The organism is Streptomyces sp. NPDC007084 (assembly GCF_040703595.1).
GTDB lineage: Bacteria > Actinomycetota > Actinomycetes > Streptomycetales > Streptomycetaceae > Streptomyces.
Genome location: NZ_JBEYFY010000006.1, coordinates 124,893 through 137,810 on the forward strand (window position 1 = coordinate 124,893; position 12,918 = coordinate 137,810).

The 12,918-nt window shown below is 72.2% G+C and carries 11 protein-coding genes; 3 read left to right on the top strand and 8 right to left on the bottom strand.

The features are described 5' to 3' along the window. Window positions 1-172 precede the first annotated feature (172 nt). A complete protein-coding gene (locus tag AB0912_RS08180; protein WP_366697136.1) occupies window positions 173-1,459 on the top strand; it encodes a tetratricopeptide repeat protein in 1,287 nt (428 codons plus the stop codon). A gap of 114 nt (window positions 1,460-1,573) precedes the next feature. Then, on the top strand, window positions 1,574-2,278 hold the full coding sequence (locus AB0912_RS08185) for a hypothetical protein (protein ID WP_366697137.1): 705 nt from the start codon (window positions 1,574-1,576) through the stop codon (window positions 2,276-2,278). A 111-nt stretch (window positions 2,279-2,389) separates the two neighbouring features. Here AB0912_RS08185 and AB0912_RS08190 read toward each other — a convergent pair whose 3' ends face one another. From AB0912_RS08190 to AB0912_RS08200, 3 genes are all read right to left on the bottom strand, one after another. Further along, on the bottom strand, window positions 2,390-2,848 hold the full coding sequence (locus AB0912_RS08190; protein WP_366697138.1) for a VOC family protein: 459 nt from the start codon (window positions 2,846-2,848) through the stop codon (window positions 2,390-2,392). Between the two features lie 185 nt (window positions 2,849-3,033). Beyond that, window positions 3,034-4,038 (bottom strand): EamA family transporter RarD, encoded by a 1,005-nt coding sequence (gene rarD / locus AB0912_RS08195; RefSeq protein ID WP_366697139.1) that lies wholly within the window; start codon window positions 4,036-4,038, stop codon window positions 3,034-3,036. A 188-nt stretch (window positions 4,039-4,226) separates the two neighbouring features. Then, a complete protein-coding gene (locus AB0912_RS08200) occupies window positions 4,227-5,081 on the bottom strand; it encodes an SDR family oxidoreductase (protein ID WP_366697140.1) in 855 nt (284 codons plus the stop codon). A gap of 91 nt (window positions 5,082-5,172) precedes the next feature. Here AB0912_RS08200 and AB0912_RS08205 point away from each other — a divergent pair, with 91 nt between their 5' ends. Continuing rightward, the gene (locus AB0912_RS08205; protein WP_366697141.1) at window positions 5,173-5,586 is read left to right on the top strand and encodes a helix-turn-helix domain-containing protein; all 414 of its coding nucleotides are present in this window, start codon (window positions 5,173-5,175) and stop codon (window positions 5,584-5,586) included. 82 nt (window positions 5,587-5,668) lie between these two features. Here the strand turns inward: AB0912_RS08205 and AB0912_RS08210 are convergent, their stop codons facing one another. From AB0912_RS08210 to AB0912_RS08230, 5 genes are all read right to left on the bottom strand, one after another. Then, a complete protein-coding gene (locus AB0912_RS08210; protein ID WP_366697142.1) occupies window positions 5,669-6,748 on the bottom strand; it encodes a 2-oxoacid:ferredoxin oxidoreductase subunit beta in 1,080 nt (359 codons plus the stop codon). Further along, window positions 6,741-8,684 carry a 2-oxoacid:acceptor oxidoreductase subunit alpha gene (locus AB0912_RS08215; RefSeq protein WP_366697143.1) on the bottom strand — a complete coding sequence of 648 codons (1,944 nt, stop codon included), beginning with the start codon at window positions 8,682-8,684 and terminating at the stop codon, window positions 6,741-6,743. Before AB0912_RS08215 ends, AB0912_RS08210 begins: the two co-directional genes overlap by 8 nt. A gap of 234 nt (window positions 8,685-8,918) precedes the next feature. After that, on the bottom strand, window positions 8,919-9,578 hold the full coding sequence (locus AB0912_RS08220; RefSeq protein ID WP_366697222.1) for a response regulator transcription factor: 660 nt from the start codon (window positions 9,576-9,578) through the stop codon (window positions 8,919-8,921). Window positions 9,579-9,908: 330 nt separating this feature from the next. Next, window positions 9,909-11,339, bottom strand: coding sequence for a sensor histidine kinase (locus AB0912_RS08225; protein ID WP_366697144.1), 1,431 nt, complete (start codon window positions 11,337-11,339; stop codon window positions 9,909-9,911). 306 nt (window positions 11,340-11,645) lie between these two features. After that, window positions 11,646-12,851 (bottom strand): sensor domain-containing protein, encoded by a 1,206-nt coding sequence (locus AB0912_RS08230; protein WP_366697145.1) that lies wholly within the window; start codon window positions 12,849-12,851, stop codon window positions 11,646-11,648. Window positions 12,852-12,918: the final 67 nt, after the last annotated feature.

Genomic DNA, 12,918 nt, shown 5'->3' on the forward strand with positions numbered 1-12,918 from the left:
CAGGGGGGAGCGGGGAGACTCGGTGTAGGCACCCCGCATCCGACCCGCCCCAGACCGCCTCAGATCCCCCTTTCGTCTGTCACAGACCGTCTCAGATCCCCCCTTCGCCTGTCACAGACCGTCTCAGATCCCCCCTTCGCCCGTCCCAGACCACCCCTTCGTGAGGGAACCGATGTCTCGACTCAGCCGCGACCAGCAGCGAGAACCCCAGCGGCAGTACCCGGCGGCCGATGCCGGGGGACAGCCGGCGCCGGGGGAGTCCCCGATCGAGGTACGCGTACCGGCGGCGCCGGCCGGCCCGGCGCCCGGCGAGGCCCCCGATGTGACCGCCATCGTGGCGACGGCCGACGGCAGGCCGGTCACCGCCAGGCCGGGAGAGCCGGTCCAGGCCGCCATCCTCAGGCACCTCCAGCACCTGGCGCTGGCCGCGGGCCACCCCGTGCTCGCCTCCGTGCACGACGAACGCATCGGCTTCGTCGTGCCGCTCCAGGTGGCCGCCGACGGCTCCAGCCGCTATGCGGGGGAGCCGGTACGGACACCGACGGGCCCGGAGGGCGAGCAGCCCCGGCCGGCGGAGCCCACGCCGACCCCACGGCCGACACCGGCACCGCAACCGGTCCCTGCGCCGCAGGTGGCACCGGCGCCGCAACAGGTCCCGGCACCGGACCCGGTCCCCGCACCGCAGCCGCTCCCCGCACCGGACCCGGTCCCGGCACCCCAGCCCGCCGCCCCGCCCCTCCCGACGCCCCAGCCTGCCTCGGCACCCCAGCCCGCCCCCGCGCCGCTGGGCCAGTTCGGACCGGCTCCCGTCATAGCGCCCCCTGTCGTGGAACTCCCGCCGGCCCCCGCCGTGGAGGCCCTGTCCTCCCTGCTGGGCTCCGAGCGGGAACCGGACCCCAAGCCCGCTCCCGTGCGCGGCTTCGACGCCGTGGCCGAGGCGATGCTCGCGCCGGACCCGGCCCCGGACTCGTCGGGGGCGGAGCGGGCGGGCACGACGGCGTTCTACGCGGAGCCCGTCGCGCGGATCAACGAGTCCGTGCGGATGGGCCGTATCGACGAGGCCGCCGGGACGGCGGAACGGACCGTCGCGGCGGCGGCGCAGGCGCTCGGCGAGGAGCACCCCGAGGTGCTGAAGCTGCGCGAACTGACCGCTTACATCGCCTACTTGGCCGGTGACGCGCTCAGGTCGTTCCATCTGTCGCTCGACCTCGCGCGGACCCGGCGACGCCACGGGGACGCGGACGGCGCGTACGGCGATGTGCAGAGCGCGGCGACCGCGTGGCGTGCGGTGCGCGACCCGCTCCAGGGCCTTCACCTCGGACGGGACCTGATCGGCGTCTGGACCGACCTCGTGACCGACGGCGGCCCGGCGGCCGACGACATCGGCCAACTGGAGTCGGCTCGCACCCGCATGGGCCGCCTCACCGAGCGCGCCCGCGCCCAGCACCGCAAACGCTGAACCGCCCTTCCCCGCCCCCGGGTGCGTGACGATCTCGTCCCAGGGGGAAGGAAGGAAGCACCAACGGGCCTGCGGATTACGGGAATCGAGGTCCGGCGACGGGAGGGAGCGGCCATGGCGAGGCGATCGGCGAGGAAGAAGAGGGCGTTCGTCGACGAGCGAGCCGAGGGCGCCGAGAGGAATCCGAGCCCGCCGAAGAACACCCCCGCGCACGCGGAGCCGGTGCCGGTGCCGGTGTCGTTGCCGGCGTCGGCGCTCGATCACGCCCGCGTCATCGCCGCGTACAGCCGCTCACCCCGCTCCCGCCGCACCCCCGCCGTACGGCCGGCCCCGCGTCCCCGCGTCGAGGTGAGCGTCAACGAGCTGACCGGCATGATGAGTTGGCGCACCGTCCAGCCGCCGGTGACCGGTGCCGAAGCGCGCCGGGGACGTCAGGGCGACCGGAACGGGGGAGGCGGAGCGGCGGATGGCCCGCCCGGCCTCCGTACGAAGAACAGCCACGGCGCCGCGCCCATCCCGGCGAACCCGGCGGACGTACGGGCCGCCGTGAACGTCTCTCTGGCGTCGCTCCCTCCGGAGCAGTTGCGGCGCCACCTGGCCGTGGTCGAGGCGCTCCGCTCCCATGTCACGGCGGATGTGGCGGTCGGCGCCAAGCTGCCGTTGTCGGTGGCGGCGCATCTGCGGGCGGGGGCCACTCCGGCGGCCGTGCACGCGCTGAGCGAGGAGCGGGCGGACACGACGAGGGAACTGAAGCGCACGGCGCCGGCCGCTCCCGCAGCGGCCCGGACCTCTCCGCAGGCCCGCGCCCGCCACCGCTGAGCCCGCCACCGCTGAGCCCGTCACCGCTGAGCCCGTCACCGTTGTGCCCGTCACCGCTGAGCCCGTCCCGTTCAGCCCGTCACCGTTGGGAGCGGGCCCCAGGGGCGCCCGTCAGTGGACGCAGAACTCGTTCCCCTCGGGGTCCGTCATCACGACCCACGCGCCGGAGGGCTCCCGGACCTCCCGCAGGACCTTCGCCCCCAGGCCGCTCAGCCGCTCGACCTCGTCGTCCCGGCGGCCTTCGCCCGGGTGCAGGTCGAGGTGGAGGCGGTTCTTGCCGGTCTTCGGTTCCGGGACCCGCTGGAAGAGGATGCGGCGGCCGAGGCCGGTGCCGCGCTCGGTGTCGTACGGGTCGTCGGGGTGCCGTACGGCGATCAAGTCCCGGAAGGCGGGGCGGCCGTGGAAGTCCACGGTGGCCTCGGCCGGCAGGGCGCCCAGGGTCAGGAGCTGTTCGATGAGGGCGCTGTTGTCCTCGGCCGTGTAGCCGAGTGCGGCGGACCAGAAGTCGGCCTGTGCGTGGGGGTCGGCGGCGTCGATGACGAGTTTCCAGTGCACGGGGGTCGGCGTCATGCCTTCACTTATACGCACCCCGGCCGCCGCCCGCTCGCGAAGCGGTTTTTCGCCCCCTCCGCCCCTGCCCTTCCCGACCCCCGGTGGCTCCGCCCCCAGACCCCCGTTCCTCAAACGCCGGAGGGGCTGGAATCTCTGGCCGTACCCGGTACGACCCCGGGGCTCCGCCCCCAGACCCCCGCTCCTCAAACGCCGGAGGGGCTGGAATCTCTGGCCGTACCGGGGCTGGAATCTCTGGCCGCGCCGGGGCTGAGATCCCTGTCCGCGGCCGGTACGGCCCCGGGGGCTTCGACCCTGGAGCCCCGTCGGGCCGCCCGTAGCGCGTCGAAGGTCAGGAGGGACAGGGCGAGCCACACCAGGGCGAAGCCGGCCCAGCGCTCGGGGGGCATGGCCTCGTGGAAGTAGAAGATGCCGAGGAGGAACTGGAAGACGGGCGCCAGGTACTGGAGCAGCCCGAGTGTGGACAGCGGCACCCGGATCGCGGCGGCGCCGAAGCAGACCAGCGGGATCGCGGTGACCACCCCGGTCGCCGCGAGCAGCGCCGCGTGCCCCGCCCCCCGTGTGCCGAACGTCGCGTCGCCCCGGGACCCGAGCCACAGCAGGTACGCCACGGCCGGCAGGAACTGGATCGCGGTCTCGGCGGCCAGCGACTCGATGCCGCCGAGATTGACCTTCTTCTTGACGAGCCCGTACGTGGCGAAGGAGAAGGCGAGGCAGAGGGAGATCCACGGCGGCCGGCCGTACCCGACGGTGAGGACCACGACGGCGGCGAGACCGACACCGACGGCCGCCCACCGCACCGGACGCAGCCGTTCCTTGAGGAGCAGCACGCCCATCGCGATGGTGACGAGGGGGTTGATGAAGTACCCGAGCGAGGCCTCGACCACGTGCCCGGAGTTCACCGCCCAGATGTAGACGCCCCAGTTGACGGTGATGACCGCGGCGGCGACGGTGACGAGGCCCAGCTTGCGCGGCTGCCGCAGCAGCTCGCCCGCCCAGGCCCAGCGGCGCATGACGAGCAGCGCGGCCCCGACGACCACCAGGGACCAGGCCATCCGGTGGGCGAGGATCTCACCGGCCCCGGCGGGCTTGAGCAGCGGCCAGAACAGGGGCACGAGCCCCCACATGCCGTACGCCGCGAAGCCGTTCAGCAGACCGACGCGCTGCTCGCCCTTCGGCTTCCCGGCCACCGGCAACTCCTTCTCACGCGCTCGCGGACGCCCACCGCGCCCCGGCCGCCGGCCGGATTCCGGATGGTCGGAACCCTGGGTGCGGCCTCCAAGACGGTAGCGCCGCGCACCGGCGCCTGTCATGCCCGTATCGCTATACGGTCATGACAGGCGTCGGCGGCGGCTCACGTGCCCGGAGCGGGGGCGGATCAGCCCTTCAGGCCGGCGGTGACGGCCTCCGAGAGCGGCGTGGTGGGACGGCCGATGAGCCGGGACAGCTCCCCGCTGGTGGCGGCCATCTCACCCCGGGAGATGGCGACCTCGCTGCCGGTGAGGACCTCGGCGAGGACCTCGGGCAGCCCGGCGCCGGTCAGGATGCCGGTGTAGGTCTCGGCGGAGACGGGACGGTAGACGATCTCCCTGCCGGTCTGCCGGCTCAGCTCGGCCGCGTACTCGGCGAATCCCCAGGCCTCGTCGCCGCTCAGCTCGTACGTGGCGTTCTCGTGGCCCTCGCCGGTGAGCACGGCGACCGCGGCGGCGGCGTAGTCGGCGCGGGCGGCGGAGGCGACCCGGCCGTCACCGGCGGCCTGCACGACCGCGCCGTGCTCCAGGACCGGGGCCAGGCGCTCGGTGTAGTTCTCGTGGTACCAGCCGTTGCGCAGCAGCGTGTAGGGCACTCCGGAGGCGAGGAGGACCTCCTCGGTGGCGCGGTGGTCGTCGGCGATCGTGGCCGTGAGGGCGCCCAGCGCGCTGGTGTAGGCGAGGAGGGCGACCCCGGCCGCCTTGGCGGCGTCGATGACACCCTTGTGCTGTGCCACCCGGCTCTTGTCGAACTCGTTGCCGGAGATCAGCAGCACCTTGTCGCCGGCCGAGAAGACGCCGTCGAAGCTTGCGGGCTCGTTGTAGTCGGCGACCGCGAGCCGTACGCCCCGGGCCGCGAGGTCGGCGGCCTTCGCCTCGTCGCGGACGACGGCGGTGATCTGCTCGGCCGGAACCTTCTCCAGCAACTGTCCGACGACGTGACGGCCGAGGTGTCCGGTGGCTCCGGTGACGACAATGCTCATGACGTGCATCTCCTTGTGGGGTGCGGATGTCACTCACCCTACGAGCGGCACTAACTCTTGGAAAGTACCCACCTTGAAGTAAGGTACTGGCATGGCCGTAAGCAAAAGGACGGCGGACGCGGGCGGCGCCGGTGAGGCGATGTGCCCGTACCGCCTGGTCCTGGAACACGTCACCAGCCGGTGGGGCGTCCTGGTCCTGATCGAGCTGCTGGAGCGCCCGTACCGGTTCAGCGAGCTGCGCCGGGCGGTGGGCTGGGTGGGCAGGCCGGTCAGCGAGAAGATGCTGACCCAGACCCTCCAGACCCTGGAGCGGGACGGGCTGGTGCACCGCGACGCCAAGCCGGTGATCCCGCCGCGCGTCGACTACTCGCTCACCGAGCTGGGCCGCGAGGCCGCCGAACAGGTCCGGTCACTCGCCCGGTGGACCGAGGTGCGCATGGCGGACGTGGAACGCTCCCGCGCCGCCTACGACGAAGCCCGGGAACCCAAGCCCCGGGCTTCCTGAAGCCGCGCACGGCATACGACGAGACCCGGGCGCCGCGCTCAAGGCGGCCCCGGGTCCCCTGGGAGTCGGACTACGGGCCCTGTCAGCCCACGACCGTCCAGGTGTCGCCGCCCGCCAGCAGCGCGGCGAGGTCCCCCTTGCCGTTCTGCTCGATGGCCGCGTCGAGCTGGTCCGCCATCTGGGTGTCGTAGACCGGCCGTTCGACCGAGCGGAGCACGCCGATGGGGGTGTGGTGCAGGGTTTCCGGATCGGCGAGCCGGGACAGCGCGAACGCGGTGGTGGGGCTGGCGGCGTGCGCGTCGTGGACGAGGATCTGCGACCGATTGGCGTCCGTGACCGCGACGACCGCGAGGTCACCGGTGGCCGGATCGCGGACGACGCCCTTGGAGTTGTCGGCGCCGAAGGTGATGGGCTGCCCGTGTTCGAGGCGGATGACCGCCTCCTCGGCCTGCTGCTTGTCCTTGAGGACCTCGAAGGCGCCGTCGTTGAAGATGTTGCAGTTCTGGTAGATCTCCACCAGCGCCGTGCCCGGGTGGGCGGCGGCCTGGCGCAGCACCTCGGTGAGGTGCTTGCGGTCCGAGTCGACCGTGCGCGCCACGAAGGACGCCTCGGCGCCGATGGCCAGCGACACCGGGTTGAAGGGGGCGTCCAGGGAGCCCATCGGCGTCGACTTGGTGATCTTGCCGACCTCGGAGGTCGGCGAGTACTGGCCCTTGGTGAGGCCGTAGATCCGGTTGTTGAACAGCAGGATCTTCAGGTTCACGTTGCGGCGCAGGGCGTGGATGAGGTGGTTGCCGCCGATGGACAGCGCGTCGCCGTCACCGGTGACGACCCACACGCTCAGGTCCCGCCGGGAGGAGGCCAGTCCGGTGGCGATCGCGGGGGCGCGGCCGTGGATCGAGTGCATCCCGTAGGTGTTCATGTAGTACGGGAAGCGGGAGGAGCAGCCGATGCCGGAGACGAAGACGATGTTCTCCTTCGCCAGGCCCAGTTCGGGCATGAAGCCCTGCACCGCCGCGAGGATCGCGTAGTCGCCGCAGCCGGGGCACCAGCGCACTTCCTGGTCGGACTTGAAGTCCTTCATGGACTGTCTGCCCTCGGCCTTGGGGACGAGGGAGAGCGCCTCGATCGTGCCCGTGCCTTCCGTGGACGTCTCAGCCATCGATGGCCTCCTTGAGAGCCGTGGCGAGCTGCTCGGCCTTGAACGGCATGCCGTTGACCTGGTTGTACGAGTGGGCGTCCACCAGATACCTGGCCCGGATCAGGGTGGCGAGCTGGCCGAGGTTCATCTCGGGGATCACCACCTTGTCGTAACGCCCCAGCACCTCGCCCAGGTTCCGGGGGAACGGGTTGAGGTGGCGCAGATGGGCCTGCGCGATGGGAACGCCCGCGGCACGCAGTCGGCGAACGGCCGCGGTGATCGGCCCGTAGGTGGAACCCCAGCCCAGCACCAGGGTGTCCGCGCCGCCCCTGGCACCGTCGGCGGGGTCGTCCACGTCGAGGTCGGGGACGTCGATCCCGTCGATCTTGGCCTGCCGGGTGCGGACCATGAAGTCGTGGTTGGCCGGGTCGTACGAGATGTTCCCGCTGCCGTCCTGCTTCTCGATCCCGCCGATCCGGTGCTCCAGACCCGGCGTGCCCGGCACCGCCCACGGCCGGGCGAGGGTCTGCGGGTCGCGCTTGTAGGGCCAGAACACCTCGCTGCCGTCGTCGAGGGTGTGGTTGGGGCCCTGGGCGAACTGGACGCGCAGGTCCGGGAGTTCGTCCACCTCCGGGACCCGCCACGGCTCGCTGCCGTTGGCCAGGTAACCGTCCGACAGCAACAGGACGGGGGTGCGGTAGGCCAGCGCGATCCGCGCCGCCTCCATCGCCGCGTCGAAGCAGTCGGCCGGTGTCATCGGCGCGACGACCGGGACCGGCGCCTCGCCGTTGCGCCCGTACATCGCCTGGAGCAGGTCGGCCTGCTCGGTCTTGGTCGGCAGACCGGTCGACGGACCGCCGCGCTGGATGTCGATGACCAGCAAGGGCAGTTCGAGGGAGACGGCCAGCCCGATGGTCTCCGACTTCAGCGCCACACCCGGCCCCGACGTCGTCGTCACCGCCAGCGAACCGCCGAACGCCGCGCCCAGCGCCGCCCCGATCCCCGCGATCTCGTCCTCCGCCTGGAAGGTCCGCACCCCGAAGTTCTTGTGCCGGCTCAGCTCGTGCAGGATGTCCGACGCCGGAGTGATCGGGTAGGAGCCCAGGTAGAGCGGCAGATCCGCCTGCCGCGAGGCCGCGATCAGACCGTAGGAGAGCGCCAGGTTCCCCGAGATGTTCCGGTACGTGCCCGTCGGGAAGGTCTGGGCGGCCGGCGCGACCTCGTAGGAGACCGCGAAGTCCTCGGTCGTCTCCCCGAAGTTCCAACCCGCCCTGAACGCCGCCAGGTTGGCCGCCGCGATCTCGGGCTTCTTCGCGAACTTCGTCCGCAGGAACTTCTCCGTGCCCTCCGTCGGCCGGTTGTACATCCACGACAGCAGGCCCAGCGCGAACATGTTCTTGCTCCGCTCGGCCTCCTTGCGCGAGAGGTCGAACTCCTTCAGCGCCTCCACCGTCATCGTCGTCAACGGCACCGGATGCACGCTGTATCCGTCCAGCGAGCCGTCCTCCAGCGGACTGACCGCGTAGCCGACCTTCTGCATCGCGCGCTTGGTGAACTCGTCGGTGTTGACGATGATCTCCGCGCCCCGCGGCACATCGGCGATGTTCGCCTTCAGGGCGGCCGGGTTCATCGCCACCAGCACGTTCGGCGCGTCACCGGGGGTCAGGATGTCGTGGTCGGCGAAGTGCAGTTGAAAAGAGGAAACGCCCGGCAGGGTTCCCGCGGGCGCGCGGATCTCGGCGGGGAAGTTCGGCAGCGTCGACAGGTCGTTGCCGAAAGAAGCCGTCTCGGACGTGAAGCGGTCGCCCGTGAGCTGCATCCCGTCGCCCGAGTCTCCCGCGAACCGGATGATGACCCGGTCGAGCCGGCGGACGTCCTTCGTCCCCACCGGTTTGCGCTGTTCTCCCACGACGGCTTCGTCGGCCTGCTCGGCTGGGCTACTGACCTGGCTCGTCACTGAACTGGACCTCCTTTGAGGCGGCTGTCCGGGAGAGGCCTTCCCGCAGGCCCTTCCCTTTTCAACCCTACGTCCGTAAGGGTCGCCTTCCTTCGGCCATTCGCATGATGGACACCATTTTGAGACGGCCCGACGCCCCGACTTGTCATGATTTCCCCGCCCCGGCTCTCACCCCGTACGACGATCCCGGTCCGCCTCCCCGTTCTGGGCGACAACTGACACAGTGTCAGATGGTCAGGAGTTCAGATAGGTCAGAACGGCCAGAACACGCCGGTGGTCCCCGTCGCTGGGGGAGAGCCCGAGCTTCAGGAAGATGTTGCTGACGTGCTTCTCGACCGCCCCGTCGCTCACCACGAGCTGACGGGCGATGGCGGAGTTCGTCCGGCCCTCGGCCATCAGACCCAGCACCTCACGCTCCCGTGGCGTCAGCCCGGCCAGCACGTCCTGCTTGCGGCTGCGGCCGAGCAACTGCGCCACGACCTCCGGGTCGAGCGCGGTCCCGCCCTGCGCCACCCGCACCACGGCGTCCACGAACTCGCGCACCTCCGCGACCCGGTCCTTGAGCAGATAGCCCACGCCACGGCTGGAACCGGCCAGCAGTTCGGTGGCGTACCGCTCCTCCACGTACTGTGACAGCACCAGCACACCGAGTCCCGGGTGCGCCTTGCGCAACTGCACCGCCGCCCGCACGCCTTCGTCGGTGTGCGTCGGCGGCATCCGTACGTCGGCGACCACCACGTCCGGCAGCGCGCCCTGCGCCGCGAACTCCGTCATGGTCTTGACCAGCGCCTCGCCGTCCCCGACCCCCGCCACCACGTCGTGCCCGCGGTCGGTCAGCAACCGGGTCAGGCCCTCCCTGAGCAGCACCGAGTCCTCGGCGATGACCACCCGCACCCTGTCCTCCACGATCTCTCGGCCCCCCACAGCCCACCCCGGGCCGCCCCCGGACCCGCCGGGCGCGTCCCCGCTCGTACGACAGTGTTCGTACGACACCCCCAGCATTCCAGGCTTCGGCCCGGGACGCGCCCGGGCCGGGGAATCCGCGGGGGCCGCTTACGGGGCCGGCGCACGGAGTGCCCGGGGAACGCGGGGCGGCGGCTCGGCCCGCGCCACGGGAGGCGCCGGGAGCCCGCGCGCGGACCGCTTACGGGGGGCCTGCACACGGAGTGCGTGCCCTGGGAGTACGGGGAGCCGTGCGGGGACCGGGTTCAGCCGCGAGGCGGCTCAGCCGCGCCAGGGGAGTTCCGCCGTGACGCGGGTCGGGCCGCCCGGCGGGGAGTCGATCACCAGGATTCCGTCGACCGCGTCGAGCCGGTCCGCGAGGCCCGCCAGCCCCGACCCCGACGTGGCGTCGGCGCCCCCCGTGCCGTTGTCCACGACCTGGAGCAGCAGCCGGTTCTCCACCCGCCACACGTCCACGCTCGCCCGGGTCGCCCCGGAGTGCTTGCTGACGTTCTGGAGCAGCTCGGAGACGGTGAAGTAGGCGATGCCCTCGATCGCGGGGGCGGGCCGCGACGGCAGATCGACCTCCACCCGTACCGGCACCGTGCAGCGCGAGGCCACCGCCGACAGCGCGGCGTCGAGCCCCCGGTCGGTCAGCACCGCCGGGTGGATGCCCCGCGCGAGGTCCCGCAGCTCCTGGAGCGCCGTCTTCACCTCGCCGTGCGCCTCGTCCACCATCCGCGCGGCGGCCCGCGGGTCCTCCGTCAGCTTCTCCTTGGCGAGCCCCAGGTCCATCGCCAGCGCGACGAGCCGGGCCTGCGCCCCGTCGTGCAGATCCCGCTCGATGCGCCGCAGGTCGGCCGCCGCCGTGTCGACGACCACACCCCGGTCGGACTCCAGCTCCACCACCCGGGTGGCCAGCCGCGACGGCCCGAGCAGTCCGCGCACCATCAGCGCGTCCACGCTCGTCAGCGCCCGCACGATCCACGGGGTCGCCATCGTGAACAGCAGTCCGAGCAGCGCGGTCATCGTGATCTCGAACGGGTTGTCCAGGTACACCGAGTGCGTGCCGTCGCCGTACAGCTGGAGCCCGTCCTGGCCGGCGTACACCGGGAAGACCCAGAACCACAGGGGGTAGGTCAGCAGCGCCCACCCGTACGCCCAGAAACTCAGCGCCACGCTGAAGGAGAGCACCGCCCACGGGAACTGGACCACCGAGTACAGCAGGTGCCGCCACGAGGCGCCGCTCCTCAGCAGCGCACCGGTCCACGCCATCGCGCCGCGCCCCCGTGGCCGCAGCGGCTCCGGGTCGTCCATCTCGACTCCCAGCAGCCGCCGCGCCCGCGCCCGCTCCAGCGCGCCGAAGCCCCGGCAGCCGCTCAGCGCGGCGGCGAGCACCGGAACGCCGAGGAAGGTGATCAGCAGGCCGGCGCCCAGCGACACCATCGTGACGGCGAACGTGAACATGAGGATGCCAAGGGGAAGGCCCAGCAGCACATAGCCGAACTCACGCCAGCTGCGGGCCTCGAACGGCGCCCGCAGCGGGGCCGGGAGACGGTGCCGCCGCTCACCGGAACCCGCCCCGCCGAATCCGGGGTCGCTGAATCCGGGGTCGCCGAATCCGGCTCCGTCGAAGCGGGGCCCGTCGAATCCGGGCCTGTCGGATCCGGGGCCGCTCCGGTACCCGTATCCGTGTCCGTACTCCGTGGCCATCGGTCGTCCGTTCTCTCGTCGCGTCCAGCGTCCAGCGTCCAGCGTCCAGCGTTAGGTGTTCGGTGTTCGGCGTCCCGAACCGGGCCGTTCCTGGGCGCCGGCTCAGCTCCTACCGCCAACTCTGCTGTCCGCGCCGCCCCCGGACCATGGAGCGGGTCGGCCTCTCGGTACGGGGGTTTTCCCTACCTGTCCCCGGCACCACCTGTTCCCGGCACCGGGGTACGGCGAAGGCCGCACGGTGGTCCACCGTGCGGCCTTCGCCGTACTTCAGGAGTGCGCTCGCGCCTTCGGGAGCGTGCCCGCCTGCTACCGCGCGAGCCCGTGCCCCTCCTGCCGCTCCCGCCAGGGGAGTTCGGCCGTGACGACCGTCGGGCCGCCCACCGGGGAGTCGACCACGAACAGGCCGTCCACCGCGCCGAGCCGGTCGGCGAGCCCCGCCATGCCCGTACCGCCGTCGAGGCCGGCCCCGCCGTGGCCGTCGTCGCGGACCTGGATGAGCAGACGGTCGTCCGACCGCCAGACGTCGACGGACGCCGAACGCGCCCCACTGTGCTTGCTGACGTTCTGGAGCAGCTCGGAGACGGTGAAGTACGCGATGCCCTCGATGGCCGCGGCCGGCCGCGTCGGCAGATCGGCCGTCACCTTCACCGGCACCGTGCACCGCGAGGCCACCGACGACAGGGCCGCGTCCAGACCCCGGTCGGTGAGAACCGCCGGATGGATACCCCGGGCCAGATCGCGCAGCTCCTGAAGCGCGAGCTTCACCTCGCCGTGCGCCTCGTCCACCATCAGCGCCGCCGCGTCGGGGTCCTCCAGCAGCTTCTCCTTGGCGAGACCGAGCCCCATTGCCAGCGCGACGAGCCGGGCCTGCGCCCCGTCGTGCAGGTCCCGCTCGATCCGGCGCAGATCGGCGGCGGCCGTGTCGACCACCAGCCCGCGGTCCGACTCCAGCTCGGCGATCCGCCGCTCCAGCCCGTCGTCGGGGGACAGCAGCCCGCGCACCATCGCCCGGTCCACGTTCGTCAGACCCCGCGCGAGGAACGGCAGCACCGGCCACAGCACGAACAGCGCCACCAGCGTCACCGTGAAGGTCGCGATGCCCCAGGGCAGCCGTATGAGGTCGTAGAGCGCCGCCCGCCAGGCCACCGGGTCCTTCAGACTCGACCACAGCCAGCCGAAGAACCCCGCCCTGCGCACCGGCAACGGGCTCGGCTCCTCGATCCGCAGCCCCAACAGCCGCCGCGCCCGCGCCCGTTCGGCCTTGCCGAGCTGCCGCGAACCGCGCAGCCCGCCCGCGAGCAGCGGCAGTCCGACGACCGTCACCGCGAGCCCGGCGCCGGTGGACAGCATGGTCACCACGTACACGAAGCCGATGATCGAGGCGGGCAGGTTCAGCAGGAGATGGGAGATCTCCTTCCAGGTCTGCCCGTCGAGGGCGAAGCGCGCGGGTGGCAGCCGGTCGTCGTCGGACGGTCCGTCCGGCGCGCCGGTGGGCGTGATGCGTTCGGTCATATCCGCCAGCCTGCCCGGCGGCGCGCCGCCGCGCCATGAGGTGGGCCGCCGCGATGGACTGGGGATA